Below are 18,430 nucleotides of genomic sequence, written 5' to 3'. Positions count from 1 at the left end.
CCGCCTCAAGCAATGGCGCGGCATCGCCACCCGGTATGACAAACTCACCCGCCACTACCGGGCAGCGATCACCCTGGTCTCCGCATTGTTGTGGATCACCACATGATCCACCGGACAGGCCCTAGCCCGTACTGGCGGACCGGGGGCGGCGGCGACGCCGGGGCTCGGCGACGAGCTCGTCCACCAGCAGCCCGAACCGCGCGACGGCGGGCGCCGTCTCGTCGGCCTCGTCCGGTACGGCGTATTTCGCCGGGTCGGCCAGCGCGCGGTTGAGGTGGGCGTGCAGGCTCTCGGCGGTCTCGGCCAGGGCGACCTTGCCGAAGGTCGCGACGTGCCGGGAGAAGCGCACCTGATGGTCGTCGACGACCTCGTCCAGCCGCGCGATGCGGGGCACCACGATCGGCAGCCGTCCCGCCTGCCGGCTCTCGGTGATGGAGCCGGGTCCGCCCTGGCAGACGACGGCGGTCGCCTGCCGGAACAGCTCCTGCATGTCGGCGTGGGGCAGGAAGTCGTGACACTCGGCCCCCGCCGGCGGGTCGGCGGGCCCGTGCTGCACGACGCAGCGGACGTGGCCGTTCGCCGCGAGCCAGTGCTCCATCCACCCCATCAACCGGTCGAACCGGTGATGGTCGGTGCCCACGGTCACGAAGACCAGCGGTCTGTCCGGGCCGGTCACAGCAGCTGCCCCACGACGGTGCCCTTCGGGTAGCGCGCCCGCTGTTCCTCCCACTGCAGCAGGAACAGGTCCGCGATCGGATAGCAGAGACGGCCGGTGAGCGTGCCCGAGTCGATGCGGTCGTACACCTCGAGGTAGACCGTGCGCCGGCGCAGCAGCTTGCCCAGGAGGAAGAAGGGCACGGCGACGCCCGCCCCCGAGCTGACGATGACGTCCGGTTTGTAGCGGGGGACGAGCCGCAGCGCGAGCCACAGGTTGCGCAGCAGGTTGGGGATGTTCCGGGTCGTCGGGTGGTAGGCCCAGGTCACCTGCTCGTCCGCGAGGAGGGAGCAGGCGTCGGCCTTCTCGAACGTCACCCACATCCGCTCGTGCTCGGACCACCAGGGCCGCAGCCGGTGCAGCTGGGTCAGGTGCCCGCCGGTCGAGCAGACCAGGAGGACCCTCACCGTTCCTCCAGGACCGCGAGCATGGCCGGATGGAGGGCGGGGTTCCATCCGCCGCCCAGCCGCTTGAGGTGGTACGTCCGCATGAACATCTCCAGCAGGTAGAGCCGTCCGAGCAGTCGGCGATGGTCGGAGGGGATCTCGGGAAGCTCGTTCTCGGCGGCGGCCCGTACGGCGGCGACCGCCTCGGCCAGCGGCCGGCCGCGCAGCACCAGCGCGTCCTGGAACCTCCAGTGCAGGTGGTCGAAGCCGACCGGGACCTCCTCGGCGCTGTGCTCCCAGTCCCAGACGTACAGGTCCCCGGCGTACCGGCCCATGTTCCAGGGCACCCAGTCGCCGTGCCAGCGGCCGACGCGCAGGGGAGTGCCGCCGTGCTCGCGTTCGAGTTCGTCGCAGTGGGCGGCGACCACGGTTGCGAGTCGCCGCTCCTCCTCGTCATCGGCCAGTACGGCCGCCTCCGCCCGCAGCGCCCGCCAGAAGGCCGAGTCGGCCAGCTTCGTCGTACGGGCGGCGAAGGGACCCGGGAGGTCGGTCGGGGTCGGTTGGTCGGGAAAAACCGCGTCGTACGGGACGCGGGGCGGCTCCGCCTCCCGATAGCGGCGGATCCGCAGCGGCAGTGGTGCCGTGACGGTGAGGTCGTAGTCGCGCCACGGGCCGTGGTGCAGCAGCTCCGGGACGCGAATGCCGCCGACCGGGCCCTCGGTGACCGCGGCGATCGCGGCCGCCTCCCGCCGGGTCATCTCCCGGGTGGCGGAGTTCCAGCCGACCTTGGCGTAGCCCACGGGGGCGCCGTCGGCGCCGAAGAGCTGGAGCGTCGGCTTCAGGTTGGGGTCCGGCGGCCGCACGCCCACGCCCAGCGCCGGTCGCGGCAGGCCGAGCACGCGGCCCAGGTGCGCGCTCAGCAGGTAGTCGCCCAGCTCGGCCGGCGGGAGCTCCTCGGGAACGCAGACGAGCAGCCGGTGGCGCAGCACGAGCGGCGCGACGCCGGTGCGGAACCCGGCGCCCAGGACCGTACGCGGGAGGCGGAGACGGGCCCAGCGCAGCCCGTTGTAGTGGGTGAGGCTGCCGGCGGCGACGGCCCGGCCGTCGAGCGGGACGAGGAAACGCGGCCGTTCGGGAGAGGGCACCACGGCATAGCGCTCGACCACGCGGTACCCCGGTGGAACCTCGCCCGACGTGACCCGGACCGGCCACCCGGAGGACTCCGGCTCGGGCAGCCACAGCCGTTCGACAAGTGCGCGGAGCACTGCGCCCCCTGTGCCCTTGATCAGCCCGGATCCGCCCCGGTGACCGACTTCAACTTTCCCGGCACTTTACCGTAATCGGCCTTTCATCATCGGACTCGTCACCGCTTTTCCGGAACGCCAGTACGCTCGGTCACGCAATGGCGGAACTCGGTGAAAGGCGCGGGATGGGCGTGGGCGGCGGACCGCTGGTCGTGATCGTGCTGTCGCACCGGAACCCCGGGCAGGTCGCCCGGCTCGTGGACCGGATCCGGACCGGCGTCGACACGGTCGCGGTGATCCACCACGACCCGAGCGGTGAGCCGCTCAATCTGCGTCCGTCCTCGAACGTCGCGCTGATCCCCGACGCCCGCCCCTGCCAGTGGGGAAGACTCTCCCTGGTCGAGGCGCAGTGGCGGTCGCTGCGCTGGGTGGCGGCCAACATCCCGGAGTTCTCCTGGGTGCTCCTGGTGTCGGGCCAGGACTACCCGATCCGGCCCGTCACCGCGATCGAGAAGGAGCTCGCCGCCTCACCGTACGACGCCTATCTGCGGCACTTCGCCGTCACTCCCGATCCGGCGGCGGACACCGACCCCTGGCAGGCGGTGACCCGCCGCCGCTACCTGCGCAAGCGGCGGCTGCCCGGCACCCACCGATCGGTGCCGCTGCCGTTCGAGCGGCGGCATCCCTACCGGGACGGGGTGGGGCTGTACGTCGGCGACATGTGGTTCAACCTGTCCGCCGAGACCGTGCACGGCATGCTGGCCGACCCGCTGGCCGACCGCCTGCTGCGCTATCTGCGGTATGCGCCGATCCCGGACGAGACCTTCATCTGCTCGCTGGCCCTGAACGCTCGGCCGGCCCGCTCGGTCGCCGATGACAGCAGGCGGTTCATCCGGTGGGGTGCCGACGCGAGCCATCCCGACCTGATCACCGCGGCGCACCTGGACGAGCTGCGGGCCAGCGACGCGTTCTTCGCCCGCAAGATCGACGTCTCCGCGTACCCCAAGGTCCCCGACCTGCTCGACCAGCTCGCCGCCGACCGCCGCCCCGGACCCTGACCGGCACCCCGGTCAGGAGAAGGGACCGGCCGGCCAGCCGAGCCACCGCATCGGATCCCCGGCGTCCTCGGCTGAGGAGGACGGACCGGCGGAGTCTTCGCCCGCCAGCATCAGACCGTACGGACCCATGGAGAGCAGGGGACCGGCGGACGCGGCGGTGGTCTGCCCCGGCACTGTGGCGAGTTGGGCCGGTGCGGGGGCCTCGGCCGTCGGTGGTGCCGGTCGCTCGGGATTCACGATGGTGACCCTCTGCGTCAGGTTGCAGACCCGGGCGCGATGACACAAGGCGTTCTGCGCGTCACTCACACCTCCGGCGTTCCGGTTGGTGGTGTGCTGATAGCCGCGATTGCGGATGGGACTGCGTACGGACATGGCGGTGGCGTTGTGGTGGCCGTTGCCGTCATTGTTGTGATCGGTGACGAGACGTTCCTGCGCGGCCGCCGGGATTCGGGCGGCCTCGGCCGCGGAGGGAAGCGAGGCGAGGCCGGCGACGCCGACCACCAGGCCCCAGGCGGCCGCTATTCGGTGGATCGTGACCATTTCACCGGTCGATGCGCCCAAGGTGCCCCGTCGAATCATTCTTCACCCCTGCGAGTCGCTGCTGCCGGACACGAACGGTCCATTCGGCGGGCGTACCCGGAGCGGATATGCCGATCACGCTCCGGGCGGTGGGCTGCTGAATCATTGCCTGCTCATTGTCGTGCGCTCATCGGCGAATCCGGCAAAGCGGCCGTCGAGCGGTCCGAGGCAGGCGCCATGGCCAGATGGCCCAGCACGATCCGAGTCCCGAGATAGGCGAAAGGCGCCAGCAGTACGAGGTCCGCGAGGTGGGCTATCGCTATTTCGCGCGGTACGCGACTGAGCGGGAACGCGATGGCGCCGCCGAACAGCAGGACGCCGATCGGCCAGGGCACCGCCCGGATCCGGGTGAGCACGACGCCGAGCATGAAGAGGCTGAGTGGAAAGGCCGAGCCGGCGAACCAGAACGTCACGAACGCCGCCCCGGGATGCTGTTGGATCAGCCGCACCGCCTCGGTGTGCGAGACGTTGAACAGTTCCTCGTGCATTCCCTGCAGCCCGAACGAGGCTCCGCCGACGCACCCGTAAATCGCCACCGGCAGTGCGATCGCCGCGTAGCGCGGCACTCTCGGCTCGATGAGGCGGTACACCGCGACGAGACCGATGAGCCAGCAGGTCGTCGCGGCCACGATGAGAGTTCCGGCGGTGATGCCCTGGTAGCGGTCGGTCCAATAGAAAGTCGAGATTCCCTGGAGTGTCGGACCTATGACGAGGCAGACACCGGCGATTGTCCGGAAAACCGGCTGCATGGTTTCTCCCTTACCGAGTGAATGACTACGCAGGCAACGCTAGGGAGCCGCGCCGTGAATTCCATCCGCCTCGCGATGCGATCCGATACGGCGGTCGTGGTACGAGAACTACCGCCGGGGCGGTACCCCGGGTGGCGTCACCGCCAGCCCCGACCGGTAGGCGAACACCACGAGCTGGGCACGGTCTCGCGCGCTCACCTTGGTCATCGCCCGGTTGACGTGGGTCTTCGCCGTCGCGGGACTCATCCCCAGCCGCCGGCCCACGTCCTGGTCGGACATGCCCTCGGCGACGAGCGCCACCACTTCGCGCTCCCGGTCGGTGAGAGCCCCCGACAGGGCCGGGTCGAACGACGGCCCGTCCGGCCGCCCCACGAACGCCGAGATCAACCGGCGGGTCACCTGCGGCGCGAGCAGGGCGTCCCCCTTGAACACCGTGCGCACCGCCTGCCGCAGCGCCTCGGGGTCGATGTCCTTGAGCAGGAACCCGCTGGCCCCCGCGTGCAGCGCGGCGAAGACGTACCGGTCCAGGTCGAAGGTGGTCAGGACGATCACTCTGACGTCCGGCGTCCGCTCGTCGGCGAGGATCCGCCTCGTCGCGGCGAGCCCGTCCGTGCCGGGCATCCGCACGTCCATGAGCACGACGTCAGGGCGGTGCGCCCGGGTCAGGGCGACCGCCTCCTCACCGCCGGCGGCCTCCGCGACGACCTCAAGGTCCTCCGCCCGGTCGAGGAGGATGCGGAACCCGGCCCGGACGAGCGCCTGGTCGTCGGCCACCAACACCCGAATCGTCACGTCGCCTCCTCGTCCCTCGGCCGGTCGCCCACGCGGGACGCCCCCCTCTTGCGCATCGTCACGTCGTCGTCCACGGCCGGCAGCCAGGCGCGTACCCGGAAACCTCGCCCGGCGCCGTTGGGCCACTCGAACGGGCCGGAGGTCAACCGGCCGCCCAGGCCGGCCGCGCGTTCGGCCATGCCCCGCAGGCCGTTGCCCTCCGTGACATCCCCGGGTCGGCCGGTGCGGCCGTGACCTCCGCCGCCGTCGTCGCGAATCTCCAGAGCGAGCCCGGCCTCGTCGTACCGGACCAGGATCTCCACCAGGTCGGCGTCGGAATGACGCAATGCGTTGGTGAGGGACTCCTGGGCGATCCGGTAGGCCGTGAACTCCACCAGCCGGGGCAGCGGACGGCGCTCGCCTTCGACCCGCACCTCGACGCGCGGCCCGCCACCGGCACAGGCCAGGGCCAGGTCCGGCAGCCGGTCGATGCCCGGAGCCGGGGGTGCCACGCCGCCTTCCGCTCCGTCCCGCTCCCGCAGGACGCCGACGGTCGCCCGCATCTCGGCCAGCGCCTCGCCACCGGCCCGCCGGACCGCATCGAGTGCCTCCCGAGCCTGGTCGGGGGCCTCGGTCAGCAGTTCGGCGGCCACGCTCGCCTGCACGTTGATCACGGCGATCGTGTGCGCGGACACGTCGTGGAGTTCGCGGGCGATGCGCATCCGCTCCTCGGTGAGCCGCTGCGCGGCGACCTGGTCCCGGTGCGCGGCCAGCAGCGCCAGACGGGCCTCGAACTCGGCGCGTCGGGCGCGACGGCTGCGGACGGAGTCGCCCAGTAACAGCGCCGCGACGAACACCACCGTCGACCCGTCGAGCGCCGCGTCGAACAGGCCGGCGCCGGTGTACTTCGTCCGGGCCAGCGCGTCCGACACGATCAGCCAGCCCGCGAGCGCCAGCCCCATCCTCCGCCGTGGCGCGGCGGCCACCGAGTACAGCGCGATCCAGACCGGTACGGCCGGTGCTCCGCCCGGATAGTTCGCGACGTGGTAGATCACCCACAGCAGGAAGACGACGCTGAGCGCCAGGGCCGGCCGGCGCCGGCGGATCGGCAACGCCACGGCCATCGTGAGCCCGAGCCCGTACGCCCAGGCGTCGGGACTCCGCTCGCCACCGTCCGGCGTCGCGGTACCGATGCGGTAGACGCTCACCGCCAGAGCGGCCGCACACACAATGGCCTCCCCGGCCCACGGCGGAAGCGCTTCCGCCCGACGGCGCAGCCGTGTGAGATCCACGCCCCCACCGTACGGACCATCTCCCCGTCACGCACCCCTGCCCGGTCCCGGTGATGGAGACGCGCGGCCGAGCCCGGCGGGCCGCTCCGAGCACGTGATGATGATCGGATGGCGGAACCCCGTCCTGGTCCGGGCGGCGGCCCCCTGCGCCGGATCGATCGGCCACTTCGCCGTCGGCAGTGACGTTCCAGACCCGGCGAATCGGTCATCGACCGTCACCGTCGACGGCAACCAGACCACCGCGGCGGCGACCAGGGCGCGGCGGCGGCAACGAGGCGGTGGCGGGGGGCCTCTGTAACGCCTCCTGGGCGGGGACGGCAGGGGAGCGGGTCAGTGAGGGACGACGGACGGGTCTTTTTCGGAGCGGCGGATCGGGACGGTCCTCAGGGGTGGCGCGTCGTGGCGGGGGAGGGGGAGCGCGCGGAGGCCGTTCCAGGCGCGGAGCAGGGACCAGGCGGCCGTGCCGCCGACCGCCGCGGCGACCAGCGCCCACGCCATCGGCGTCGTGCCCACGTTGAACATCTTCAGCGCCGACGCCAGCAGGACGAACGCCAGCGCCCACCGGATCAGGCCGCCCGGGGCCCGGGACGACGCCAGCGAGCCGAGGATGACGCCGGGGATCGACCCGGCCAGCAGCGCGAGCGTCACACTGAGCTTGAAGTCGCCGAAGAGGATGTGACCGAGCGCCGCCGACCACACCAGGGGCACGGCCTGCAGCAGGTCGGTGCCGACGAGGCGGTTGGCGGTGAGCTTCGGGTACAGGGCGAGGAGGGCGACGACGATCAACGAACCGGAGCCGACCGAGGTCATGCCGACGACCAGGCCGCCCACCGCTCCCACCAGCATTGTCGGGATTGGGCGTACGGAAACGGCCGCCGAGGGCGCGCCGTCGTCGGGGGAGGAGGCACGGGCCGCCCGGCGCGGGCCACCGGCGGCCATGGTCAGGTAGCTGCGGATGACGAGACCGGAGGCGGCGATGAGCAGGGCGACGCCGAGGGCGATCTCGATGACGTCCTGCACCCGGCTGCCGTGCCCGAGCGCGCGGGCGAGCAGGACGCCGCAGAACGCGGTCGGTACCGATCCGGCGCACAGCCAGGCGACGAGGCGCAGGTTGACGGTCCCGCGGCGCAGGTGCACGAGGCTGCCGACGGGCTTCATGACGGCTGCGGCGACGAGGTCGCTGGAGACCGCGGTGAGCGGCGGGACGCCGAAGAAGACGGTGAGCATCGGCGTCATCAGGGCGCCGCCGCCCATTCCGGTCAATCCCACCACGATCGCGACCAGGAACGAGCCCATGGCCATCTGATAATCGAAGTGCATCCGTATGCCCTACCCGTTATATCGGGAAAGTCGGACACTCAGGTTAAACGGTGATGGCCGGGGAGCGCCAGGCAGGCCCCCGTTGGCGTTCGGTGACGGAACCCTTACTCGGAGCGCACCCAGCCGCCGGCGACGAGCAGGTCCAGGACCCGCTCCACCGCGGCCTCGGGCGTCAGCTGCGAGGTGTCGATGGTCAGCTCGGCGTCGTCCGGGACCTCATAGGGGTCGGAGATGCCGGTGAACTCCGGGATCAGGCCGGCCCGCGCCTTGGCGTACAGGCCCTTGCGGTCGCGGCGCTCGCACTCCTCCAGCGGCGTGGCCACGTGGACCAGGACGAAGTCGCCCGTGGCGTTCACCATCCGGCGCACCTCCGCCCGCGTCGCGGCGTACGGCGCGATCGGCGCGCAGATCGCCACCCCGCCGTGCCGGGTGATCTCGGCGGCGACGTAGCCGATGCGGCGGATGTTGAGGTCCCGGTCGTCACGGGAGAACGTCAGGCCCGCCGACAGCAGCCGGCGGACGACATCGCCGTCCAGGAGGGTGACCGTGCGGCCGCCCCGCTCGACGAGCGCGTCGGCGAGCCCGCGGGCGATCGTGGACTTGCCCGAGCCGGACAGGCCCGTGAAGAAGACGGTGAGACCCCGCTCGTGCCGCGGTGGGTTGGCCCGGCGCAGCTCCTCCGCCACCGCCGGCAGCGTGAACCACTCCGGGATCTTCTCGCCGCGGTCCAGCATCGCGGCGAGCTCCGCCTCGGTCGGCTCCGGCCGGATGTGGTCAGGCTCGATCTTGGAGACCGGACGCCACACCTCGACGCTCTCGTCGTACGCCCACGGCTCCGGCGTGACCGGCTCGATCGGGAGCTGTCCGCTCGTCAGCGGCAGGGCCTGCGCACCCGCCCGCGCGGCCTCCTCAGCGCCGGCGGCGGGCTCCAGGAAGAAATGGGTGGCGCCGTACGCCGCGGCGACGTGGGCCGCGAGGGCCAGGTCACGGCCCGGCCGCTCGATGAGCGGCACGGGAACGACGAGCGTGCCGGCCGGCAGCTCGCGGCGCACGGCCAGCAGAGCGCGGACGAGCGCGTCGTCGTGGCCCTCGCCGATCAACGGCATCAGCAGCAGCCGCGCGTCGAGCTTCTCGGCGAGCTGGCGCAGCTGGCCGAGATGGCGCCGGTGCAGCGGACCACGGGTCGCCAGCGCCAGCGTCGTCGCCCCGGCCAGCTCCGCGCGCACCTCGCGCGGGGGCAGGCGGAGCCGGCGGAACGTCCCGTGCTCCGGCAGGGCCAGCGCCTCGACCCGGCCGGCCGCGTGCCAGGAGGTCGTCCCCGACGCGCGAAGCGGATCATCCTCGGGGAACCCGGCCGGTGACGCGTTGTCCTGCCACGTCTCGGCGATGTGCAGGACCGCGAGCGGCACGCCCTCCGGATCGGTCAGGACGACCCGGTCCTCCTTGGTGAGGTCCTCCGGGACGGCGATCGTCACGGCCGCCGGCCACGGCGTGCCGTCGGACAGCCGTCCGGCGGCGGACACGGTCGCCGCGTCCACCGCGCCGAGGAAACCGGTGAGCGGATGGAACGCGCCGTTCAGCAGCAGTTCGAGGTCGGCCAGCTCGGCCGGGCCGGGCGTCAGGCTCGGCAGGTCGCGTAGGTCGCCGGCTTCCGTCGTCAACGCAGGCTCCGATCGTGTCTCGACCGTTGACCATTGCACTCTACGCTCTGCCGACGCCACCTCAGATGATGCGCGCGTAGCGATTCTCCGGCTTGCGGATCACCATGGCGACGTCGCTGTACGCCGAGGTCGCGCGATTCCTGGACAGAACGCCCACGGCCCGGCACATCAGCCGCACGATCGTCCCTGACCAGGCCACCATCCCGGCGGACGTGTGCTCGTCGACGACGACCAGGCCCCGCATCAGGCAGTACGCCCGCATGCCGGCGGCCGACGCCACCCGCTCGTACACCGGGCGCGGCGGGGTGCCGCGCAGCCACAGGACGGAGCGCAGCCATCCCGGGGCGACCCGGTCGAGGCGGCCGAACGCGCTGTCGCGGTCCCGGAACCGGACCAGCATCAGCCCGCCGGGCCGGAGCGCGGCGACGAACCGGTCGAGGACCAGCTCGGCGTGCGGGATCCGCTCGATCAGGTACGAGACGTGCACGATGTCGTACACCCGTGGCGGCATGGGGACCGTGCGCAGGTCCCCGAGGTGCCAGGCGTCGAGGTCGCGGCGGGCGCGGACCCCCGCGCGCGCCTCCGGCAGGTCGTCGTCGACCCCGGTGACGTGGCACTCGGCGGGACGCAGGTCGAGCGGCACGCTCCGCCCACAGCCGGCGTCGAGGACCCGCAGCCGCTCGTACGGCCGCTCGTCGGCGTACTCGCGAACACGTTGGTGGAAGACGTCGGGATCGAAGGTCGGCGGGGTCCGCAGCTCGGTCACGCCCCGGAGCGTAGCCGCCCGCTCGCACACCGTGGCCGCATTCGGCATTGTCCGTGTCGTGCACCACCGGTTGTCGACCACCCGCTTGACCGGGGCGCTGCGGCCTGTGGTAGCGGCGACGCGTAGGCTGGGGACCCCGGGGTGAGATCACTCTCGGGCCTTCACGCTGCCTGACCCTTGATGAGCTCATGACCCTTTCCGGACTGCTCGACGTCGCCGCCGCCGATTCCGCGCTCGCCCGTGCCCTGAAGAGCGCCGACGCCCACCTGGACCTCGTCGCGCCGCCCGCGCTGCGGCCGGTCCTCGGTGCCGCGCTGGCGCGCGAGCGCGGGCGTACCGTCCTGATGGTCACCGCGACGGCCCGCGAGGCCGAGGACCTGACGGCGGCCCTGACAAGCCTGCTGGACCCGGCCGCGGTGGCGCACTTCCCCGCCTGGGAGACGCTGCCGCACGAGCGCCTGTCGCCGCGTTCGGACACGGTCGGCCAGCGCCTCGCCGTGCTGCGACGGCTGGCCCACGGCGATCCCGACGACCCTGCGGCCGGTCCGCTGCAGGCCGTCGTCGCCCCGGTCCGTGCCGTGCTCCAGCCGATCGTCGCCGGGCTCGGCGACCTGGAGCCCGTGCGACTGCGGCCCGGGGACGAGGCCGACCTCGACGACGCCGTGCGCCGCCTGGTCGACGCGGGCTACGACCGCGTCGACCTGGTGGAGAAGCGCGGCGAGATCGCCGTCCGCGGCGGCATCCTCGACGTGTTCCCGCCCACCGAGGAGCATCCGCTGCGGGTGGAGTTCTGGGGCGACCAGGTGGAGGAGGTCCGCTACTTCAAGGCGGCCGACCAGCGCTCGCTCGAGGTCGCCCAGGACGGGCTGTGGGCGCCGCCGTGCCGTGAGCTGCCGCTGACCGGGTCCGTGCGCGAGCGCGCCCGCGAGCTGGGCCGGGAGCACCCGGCGCTCGCCGACATCCTCCAGCAGATCGCCGACGGCTCGGCGGTGGAGGGAATGGAGGCGTTCGCGCCGGTCCTCGCCGACCACATGGAGCTGCTCCTCGACGTGCTGCCCGCCGGTTCCTCGGTGGTCGTCTGCGACCCCGAGCGCATCCGTACGCGCGCCGCCGAGCTGGTCAGCACGAGCCAGGAGTTCCTCGAAGCGTCGTGGGTGAACGCCGCCGCGGGCGGCGAGGCCCCCATCGATCTGGGCGCGGCCGCGTTCAGGACCCTGGAGGAGGTCCGCGACCGTACGGCGGAGCTCGGCCTGGCGTGGTGGACGATCGCGCCGTTCGCGAGCGCCGAGTCGGCGGGCGCCGATCCGGCGGGCGGCCGGACCCGCCGCGAGTACTCCGCCGCCACCGGCGAGCTCACCGAGGTGGCCGTCGACGAGGCGCCGGACGCCGACGGCGACGGCGCGCTGCGGATCGGGGCGCGCGCGGCGGAGTCGTACCGCGGCGACACCCAGCGGGTGATGGCCGACGTCAAGGGCTGGATCCACGAGGAGTGGCGGGTCGTGCTCGTCACCGAGGGCCACGGCCCGGCCGAGCGGCTGGCCGAGGTGGTCCGCGAGGAGGGGCTCGGCGCGAAGGTCACCGAGCTGCCCGGTCCGCCGGAGCCGGCGATCGTCAACGTCTCCTGCGGGCTCCTCGACCACGGCTTCGTCTGGGACGCCGTCAAGCTCGCGGTGCTCACCGAGACGGACCTGTCGGGGCAGAAGTCCTCGACCAAGGACATGCGGCGCATGCCGTCGCGGCGGCGCGGCGGCGTCGACCCGCTGCGGCTCACCGTCGGCGACTACATCGTGCACGAGCAGCACGGCGTCGGCCGGTACGTCGAGATGGCCAGCCGCACCGTGCAGGGCGCCACCCGCGAGTACCTCATCATCGAGTACGCCAAGGGCGACCGGCTGTTCGTGCCGACCGACCAGCTCGACGAGGTCACCCGCTACGTCGGCGGTGAGGCGCCGAGCCTGCACCGGCTCGGCGGCGCCGAGTGGCAGAAGCAGAAGGGCCGGGCGCGCAAGGCCGTCCGCCAGATCGCGGGCGAGCTGATCCGCCTGTACTCCGCCCGCCAGGCGTCGCCGGGGCACGCGTTCCAGTCGGACACCCCGTGGCAGCGCGAGCTGGAGGACGCCTTCCCGTACATCGAGACGCCGGACCAGCTCGCCGCGATCGACGAGGTCAAGTCCGACATGGAGAAGCCGGTTCCGATGGACCGGCTGATCTGCGGCGACGTGGGCTACGGCAAGACCGAGATCGCGGTGCGGGCGGCGTTCAAGGCGGTGCAGGACGGCAAGCAGGTGGCCGTGCTCGTGCCGACGACGTTGCTGGTGCAGCAGCACCTGTCGACGTTCACCGAGCGGTTCGCGTCGTTCCCGGTGGTGATCAAGCCGATCAGCCGGTTCCAGACCGACAAGGAGGTCGTCGAGACGCTGCGCGGCGTCGCCGACGGCACCGTCGACCTCGTGATCGGCACGCACCGCCTGCTGTCGCCGGAGACCCGGTTCAAGGACCTCGGACTGATCATCATCGACGAGGAGCAGCGGTTCGGCGTCGAGCACAAGGAGCGCCTCAAGGAGATGCGCACCCAGGTCGACGTGCTCGCCATGTCCGCCACGCCGATCCCGCGCACGCTGGAGATGGGGCTCACCGGCATCCGGGAGATGTCGACGATCCTCACCCCGCCGGAGGAGCGGCACCCCGTCCTGACGTTCGTCGGCCCGTACGACGACAAGCAGATCGCCGCGGCGATCCGGCGCGAGCTGCTCCGCGAGGGCCAGGTCTTCTTCGTGCACAACCGGGTCCGCTCGATCGACAAGGTCGCCAAGCACCTCACCGAGCTGGTGCCGGAGGCCCGGGTCGGCGTCGCGCACGGCCAGATGAACGAGCACCAGCTCGAAAAGATCATGGTCGACTTCTGGGAGAAGGAGTACGACGTCCTCGTCGCGACCACGATCGTGGAGAGCGGCCTGGACATCCCGAACGCCAACACCCTGATCGTCGACCGCGCCGACATGTACGGCCTGTCGCAGCTGCACCAGCTGCGCGGGCGCGTCGGCCGGGGCCGGGAGCGCGCGTACGCCTACTTCCTCTACCCGCCCGAGACGCCGCTGACCGAGACCGCGCACGAGCGGCTCGCGACGATCGCCCAGCACACCGAGATGGGCGCGGGCATGTTCGTGGCGATGAAGGACCTGGAGATCCGGGGCGCGGGCAACGTCCTGGGCGCCGAGCAGTCCGGGCACATCGCCGGCGTCGGCTTCGACCTGTACGTGCGGATGGTCGGCGAGGCCGTGCGCGAGCTGCGTGAGGAGGGTGTGCCCGAGACGCCCGAGGTCAAGGTGGAGCTGCCGGTCGACGCGCACATCCCGCACGAGTACGTGCCCGGCGAGCGCCTGCGGCTGGACGCGTACCGCCGGATCGCGGCGATCCAGAGCGATGACGAGATCGTCGGCGTGCGCGACGAGCTGGCCGACCGGTTCGGGCCGCCGCCGGTGCCGGTGCTGAACCTTCTGGAGGTCGCGCGGTTCCGCGCGCTGGCCCGCCGGGGCGGGCTGACGGACGTCACCCTGCAGGGCAACCACATCCGGTTCTCGCCGGTCAGCCTGCCCGAGTCGCGTACGGTGCGGCTGCAGCGCCTGTACCCGAAGAGCATTCTGAAGACGGCGACGAATACCCTGCTGGTGCCGGTGCCCAAGACCGCTCCGCTCGGCGGGCGCCCGCTGCGCGACCAGGAGCTGCTGAAATGGTGTACCGATCTGGTGGAGGCGCTGTTCCTCCCCGATCCCGTGGCCCGCTGACGTGCCGTGACCAGATGACGAGTCGGGGCGAGGAGACCCCCGGTGCCGGACGCATCCCGCGACCCCCGCGGGCGAGGAATTGAGAAGGACGCTGTGATCCGTAAGCCATTCAAGATCATGATCGCCGCCGCGCTGGCCGGTACGGCGCTCACCGCCTGCGGTCCCGTGAAGACGGGGGCGGCGGCCCTGGTGGGCAACGACCGCATCACGATCTCGAAGCTCAACTCGACGGTCGACGAGTGGACCAAGGAGCTGCCGAAGTACCCGGCCGCCCAGCAGATCGCCCAGCAGGCGCAGGCCCAGGGGCAGCAGGTGCCGTTCGACCCGTCCTCGCCGCAGCGCAGCGCCCTGTACCAGCTCGTCGACATGTTGGTCTGGGACGAGGTCGCGCGCGCCGACGGGGTGAGCGCCAGCGGCGGTCAGGTCGACGCGATCATCGCGCAGAACGGCGGGATGCCCACCATCGACGCCAACGTGCTCGCCCAGGGCCTGCCGACCCGGTACAGCCGCGACTACGTCAAGTCGGTCGTCCTCCGCCAGGAGCTCATGAGCAAATACGGCGTGACGAACGCGACCGACCAGCAGTCCCAGCAGCAGGCGCTGCAGCAGGTCGCCGGCAGCTACCAGCGGGCGGGCCGCCGCCTCAAGCTCGAGGTCAACCCGCGCTACGGCTCCTTCGACTTCCAGCACATGGCCCTCGGCCCGGTCTGCCCGACCCTGTCGAAGCCGGACTCCGGCACGCCGACCACGAGTGGCGGAGTCTCATGCCAGGCCTGACCTTCCTGGCCTCCTCGTCGCGGGTCGCGCCGGGGCAGCTGACCTGGCCCGCCTGGGAGACGCTGCGCGGCGCCGACCGGGTGCTCACCGGCAGCGGCGAGCACCCGCAGCTGCCGTACGTCCGTGACGCCGGCGTCGCGGTGGAGGTCGTCGAGCCCGACGCCGCCGCCCTCGTCCGCGAGGCGTCGTCCGGCACGGTCGTGTGGCTGGCCGGGCTCGACGGCGACGAGGACCTGATGCGCGCGGTCGGCTCCGTCCTCGTCGGGATGGACGAGCCCCCGCAGGTGGAGGTCGTCCAGGGCGCCTATGACCTGCCCGGCGCGCGGTTCCTCGACCTGGTCGCGGTGATGGACACGCTGCGCCGCGAGTGCCCCTGGGACCGCGAGCAGACGCACGAGTCCCTCGCGCCGTACCTCCTGGAGGAGGCGTACGAGGTCATCGACCTGATCGAGAGCGGCGACCTGAAGGCCCTGCGCGAGGAGCTCGGTGACGTCCTCATGCAGGTGGTGTTCCACGCGCAGGTCTCGCCGCATTTCGATGTGGACGACGTCGCCGAGGGCATCACCGACAAGCTCGTACGCCGGAACCCTCACGTGTTCGGTGACGTCACGGTCGCGGACGCCGACGAGGTCGACGCCAACTGGAACGCGATCAAGCTGGCGGAGCGGGGCGAGGACGCCTCGATCTTCCACGGCGTCCCGATGGCCCAGCCCTCGCTCTCGCTCGCGGCCCAGCTGCAGCGGCGCGCCGCGAAGGCGGACGTGCCGGAGGAGCTGTTCGCCGACGACGGCGTGGGCGCGGACCTGTTCTCGCTCGTCCGCCGGCTTCGCGAGGAGGGCCGCGACCCCGAGGCCGAGCTGCGCGCGGCCGCCCGCCGCTTCCACGACCGCGTCGAGCGGCACCAGGGCCGATGACCGGCGTGACCGGCTGACAACCGGCGCGACCGCCCGAGGACCCGCGTGACCGGCCGGTGACCGGTGAGATCGGACGGCCGCGGTCATGGCCGGGAAATCCCCTCCCCAGGTTCCGATCACCCTCTGTGTGGGGATGACCGCGAAGTGTGGGGCGGGATTCGGGGCGGCGGTCGGCGCGGCTGAAGGACCTGGTGATCGCCGGGGTGGCCGCCGGCGTGCTGTCGGCCTGCCTGGCGCTGCCCGTCCTGCTGCCCACCGGCCTGGGCGTCAAGGCCGCGAACCACGCCTTCGAGACGCTGCCGGGCTCGCTGGCCACCCCGGCGCTCCCGCAGCGTTCGGTCATCCTGGCCGCGGACGGTTCCCGGCTCGCGACGTTCTACTACGAGAACCGCGTCGAGGTGCCGCTCGCCCAGGTGGCGCCCATCATGCGCCAGGCGATCATCGCGATCGAGGACAGCCGCTTCTACCGGCACGGCGCGCTCGACGCCAAGAGCATCCTGCGGGCGCTGTTCGCCAACCTCAGCGCCGGGACCGTCGTCGAGGGCGGGTCGACGCTCAGCCAGCAGTACGTCAAGAACGCCCTCGCCGAGACGGCGACGACCACCGCGGCGCGCCAGGAGGCGCTCGAACCGACCGCGGTCCGCAAGCTCCGCGAACTGCGGCTCGCCATCGGCCTGGAGAAGCACCTCACCAAGGACCAGATCCTGGAGCGGTACCTCAACATCGCCTATTTCGGCGATGGCGCGTACGGCGTGGAGGCGGCGGCCCGCCACTACTTCGGCGTGCACGCCGTCGACCTGTCCCTGGCACAGGCCGCGACGCTGGCGGGAATCGTGCGGGCGCCGCAGACGTACGACCCGAACCTGCACCCGGTACGGGGCCGGACGCGCCGCGACACGGTCCTGGACCGCATGGCCGAGCTGAAGGTCATCACGCCCGAGCAGGCGGCGGAGGTCAAGGGCCGGCCGCTCGGGCTGCGGATCACCGCCACGCCGAACGGGTGCGTGGAGAGCTCGGCGCCGTTCTTCTGCGACTACGTCCAGCGGGAGATCCTGGCGAACCGGGCGTTCGGGAAGACCGCCCAGGAGCGTCGGTTCCTCCTGCAGCGCGGCGGTCTGCAGATCCGTACGACGCTCGAACCCCGCATGCAGAAGGCCGCCCAGCACGCCTTGAACCGTTATGTTCCCCCGGACAACAAATCGGGCAAGGCGGCCGCCGAGGTGCTGATCCGGCCGGGCACGGGGGAGATCACGGCGATGGCCCTGGACCGCAGGATGGGCGACAGCACCAAACGCGGCACACTGTGGGTGAACCTCGCCGCCGACTCCGACCACGGGTCCAGCCTGGGCATGCAGGCGGGGTCGACGTTCAAGGTGTTCACGCTGGCCGCCGCGCTGGACAAGGGGATGGCGTTCGGTCACAAGCTGGACGCGCCGAAGTCCTTCGTGCCGACGGGCTTCCGCAACTGCGACGGGGACCGCGTCGGCGACTCCGGCGTCTCGCTCGGCAACGCGGGCGACGGCGAGGGCGGCAAGCAGTTCACCCTGGTCACCGGCACCTGGCACTCGGTCAACACGTTCTTCCTCGAACTCGAGCGCAAGGTGGGGCTCTGCGCCACGTACAAGATGGCGACCCGCCTGGGCATGCGTCGCGCGACCGGGCAGAAGCTGGAGCAGTACCCGTCGTTCACGCTCGGGTTCAACACGGTCTCGCCGCTGCGGCTCGCGGCGGCGTACGCGGCGTTCGCGGCGCGCGGCCGGTACTGCCGCCCGATCGCGATCACGAGCGTCATGGGCCCGACGGGATTCCTGCCGGTGCCGCGCGCCAAGTGCCACCAGGCCATCGACGAGGGCGTCGCCGACGCGGTCAGCCACATCCTGCGGGGCGTCCTGACCAAGGGCACGGCCAAGGGCAACGAACTCGGGCGTCCGGCGGCGGGCAAGACGGGCACCGTCGACAACTTCTCGGCCGCCTGGTTCGCCGGCTACACCCCGGACCTGGCGAGCGCGGTCTGGGTCGGCGACCCGCGCGGCGGCTACAGGCACCCGCTGCGCGACGTGTGCCTGGGCGAGGCGTGCTACGCCCAGGTGTACGGCGCGGACGTGCCGGCGCCGATCTGGCGGGAGACGATGGAGGCCGCCCTGAAGGGGGTTCCGGCGCACGACTTCGCGGGCCCGCCGGGGGAGTACTTCCGGGAGGGCGACGGCGAGAAGGAGGAGGACGACAAGGCGAAGGACAAGGCCGCGGGCGCCGATCAGGGCGGGAAGGACCTTCCGGAGCCCAACAGCCACCTGCCGTGGTTCTTCGACCCGCCGTTCGCCTGGCCGTGGAAGGGAGACTGAGCCCGCCTCCGCACCGTCACGGACGCCGTTGCCGCGCGGTTGATATGTCGCCATCCGTGACTGAATGACCG

At 72.1% G+C, this 18,430-nt stretch carries 15 protein-coding genes; 5 read left to right on the top strand and 10 right to left on the bottom strand.

Going from position 1 to position 18,430, the window contains the following annotated elements; all coding sequences use genetic code 11:
- Positions 1 to 121 precede the first annotated feature (121 nt).
- From NDW01_RS27825 to NDW01_RS27815, 3 genes are read right to left on the bottom strand one after another with little or no spacing between them, the layout of a single operon-like run.
- The gene (locus NDW01_RS27825) at positions 122 to 676 is read right to left on the bottom strand and encodes a glycosyltransferase (protein ID WP_252825766.1); all 555 of its coding nucleotides are present in this window, start codon (positions 674 to 676) and stop codon (positions 122 to 124) included.
- Positions 673 to 1,170: a PssD/Cps14F family polysaccharide biosynthesis glycosyltransferase gene (pssD, locus tag NDW01_RS27820; RefSeq protein ID WP_406567768.1), complete on the bottom strand. Its 498-nt coding sequence runs from the start codon at positions 1,168 to 1,170 to the stop codon at positions 673 to 675. Before pssD ends, NDW01_RS27825 begins: the two co-directional genes overlap by 4 nt.
- A complete protein-coding gene (locus tag NDW01_RS27815; protein ID WP_252825763.1) occupies positions 1,119 to 2,366 on the bottom strand; it encodes a hypothetical protein in 1,248 nt (415 codons plus the stop codon). Before NDW01_RS27815 ends, pssD begins: the two co-directional genes overlap by 52 nt.
- Positions 2,367 to 2,503: 137 nt before the next feature.
- On the opposite strand from NDW01_RS27815, the gene NDW01_RS27810 reads away from it, so the two are divergent.
- Entirely contained in the window at positions 2,504 to 3,403 is a 900-nt protein-coding gene (locus tag NDW01_RS27810; protein ID WP_252825761.1) for a beta-1,6-N-acetylglucosaminyltransferase, read from the top strand.
- Between the two features lie 12 nt (positions 3,404 to 3,415).
- Here the strand turns inward: NDW01_RS27810 and NDW01_RS27805 are convergent, their stop codons facing one another.
- The 7 genes from NDW01_RS27805 to NDW01_RS27775 all read right to left on the bottom strand — a co-directional run bounded on the left by NDW01_RS27805 (position 3,416) and on the right by NDW01_RS27775 (position 10,541).
- Entirely contained in the window at positions 3,416 to 3,943 is a 528-nt protein-coding gene (locus NDW01_RS27805) for a hypothetical protein (RefSeq protein ID WP_252825759.1), read from the bottom strand.
- A 152-nt stretch (positions 3,944 to 4,095) separates the two neighbouring features.
- Complete coding sequence (locus NDW01_RS27800) at positions 4,096 to 4,731, bottom strand: hypothetical protein (RefSeq protein ID WP_252825757.1); 636 nt, start codon at positions 4,729 to 4,731, stop codon at positions 4,096 to 4,098.
- Positions 4,732 to 4,839: 108 nt separating this feature from the next.
- Entirely contained in the window at positions 4,840 to 5,523 is a 684-nt protein-coding gene (locus NDW01_RS27795; protein ID WP_252825754.1) for a response regulator transcription factor, read from the bottom strand.
- Positions 5,520 to 6,794 carry a sensor histidine kinase gene (locus tag NDW01_RS43980; RefSeq protein ID WP_252825721.1) on the bottom strand — a complete coding sequence of 425 codons (1,275 nt, stop codon included), beginning with the start codon at positions 6,792 to 6,794 and terminating at the stop codon, positions 5,520 to 5,522. The genes NDW01_RS27795 and NDW01_RS43980 overlap by 4 nt, the downstream gene beginning before the upstream one ends.
- Before the next feature lie 330 nt (positions 6,795 to 7,124).
- A complete protein-coding gene (locus NDW01_RS27785) occupies positions 7,125 to 8,114 on the bottom strand; it encodes a sulfite exporter TauE/SafE family protein (RefSeq protein ID WP_252825719.1) in 990 nt (329 codons plus the stop codon).
- A 104-nt stretch (positions 8,115 to 8,218) separates the two neighbouring features.
- The gene (cysC, locus tag NDW01_RS27780; protein ID WP_252825717.1) at positions 8,219 to 9,775 is read right to left on the bottom strand and encodes an adenylyl-sulfate kinase; all 1,557 of its coding nucleotides are present in this window, start codon (positions 9,773 to 9,775) and stop codon (positions 8,219 to 8,221) included.
- A 61-nt stretch (positions 9,776 to 9,836) separates the two neighbouring features.
- The gene (locus NDW01_RS27775; RefSeq protein WP_252825714.1) at positions 9,837 to 10,541 is read right to left on the bottom strand and encodes a class I SAM-dependent methyltransferase; all 705 of its coding nucleotides are present in this window, start codon (positions 10,539 to 10,541) and stop codon (positions 9,837 to 9,839) included.
- Positions 10,542 to 10,729: 188 nt separating this feature from the next.
- Between NDW01_RS27775 and mfd the strand changes: the two genes are divergently transcribed.
- The 4 genes from mfd to NDW01_RS27755 all read left to right on the top strand — a co-directional run bounded on the left by mfd (position 10,730) and on the right by NDW01_RS27755 (position 18,359).
- Positions 10,730 to 14,326 carry a transcription-repair coupling factor gene (gene mfd / locus NDW01_RS27770; RefSeq protein WP_252825711.1) on the top strand — a complete coding sequence of 1,199 codons (3,597 nt, stop codon included), beginning with the start codon at positions 10,730 to 10,732 and terminating at the stop codon, positions 14,324 to 14,326.
- Between the two features lie 93 nt (positions 14,327 to 14,419).
- Complete coding sequence (locus NDW01_RS27765; RefSeq protein WP_252825708.1) at positions 14,420 to 15,103, top strand: hypothetical protein; 684 nt, start codon at positions 14,420 to 14,422, stop codon at positions 15,101 to 15,103.
- Positions 15,091 to 16,017 (top strand): MazG family protein, encoded by a 927-nt coding sequence (locus NDW01_RS27760; RefSeq protein WP_252825706.1) that lies wholly within the window; start codon positions 15,091 to 15,093, stop codon positions 16,015 to 16,017. Before NDW01_RS27765 ends, NDW01_RS27760 begins: the two co-directional genes overlap by 13 nt.
- Positions 16,018 to 16,163: 146 nt before the next feature.
- Positions 16,164 to 18,359: a transglycosylase domain-containing protein gene (locus NDW01_RS27755; protein WP_252825703.1), complete on the top strand. Its 2,196-nt coding sequence runs from the start codon at positions 16,164 to 16,166 to the stop codon at positions 18,357 to 18,359.
- Positions 18,360 to 18,430 lie beyond the last annotated feature (71 nt).

It is taken from the genome of Actinoallomurus soli, assembly GCF_024055715.1.
Lineage (GTDB): Bacteria > Actinomycetota > Actinomycetes > Streptosporangiales > Streptosporangiaceae > Actinoallomurus > Actinoallomurus soli.
This window is presented reverse-complemented; position numbering and strand designations above follow the sequence as displayed.

Bases quoted from the DNA above. Each gene is read 5' to 3' on its own strand.
- NDW01_RS27805 (WP_252825759.1), bottom strand. From the start codon at position 3,943: ATGGTCACGATCCACCGAATAGCGGCCGCCTGGGGCCTGGTGGTCGGC.
- NDW01_RS27785 (WP_252825719.1), bottom strand. From the start codon at position 8,114: ATGCACTTCGATTATCAGATGGCCATGGGCTCGTTCCTGGTCGCGATC.
- NDW01_RS27810 (WP_252825761.1), top strand. From the start codon at position 2,504: ATGGCGGAACTCGGTGAAAGGCGCGGGATGGGCGTGGGCGGCGGACCG.
- mfd (WP_252825711.1), top strand. From the start codon at position 10,730: ATGACCCTTTCCGGACTGCTCGACGTCGCCGCCGCCGATTCCGCGCTC.
- NDW01_RS27800 (WP_252825757.1), bottom strand. From the start codon at position 4,731: ATGCAGCCGGTTTTCCGGACAATCGCCGGTGTCTGCCTCGTCATAGGT.
- pssD (WP_406567768.1), bottom strand. From the start codon at position 1,170: ATGGAACCCCGCCCTCCATCCGGCCATGCTCGCGGTCCTGGAGGAACG.
- NDW01_RS27760 (WP_252825706.1), top strand. From the start codon at position 15,091: ATGCCAGGCCTGACCTTCCTGGCCTCCTCGTCGCGGGTCGCGCCGGGG.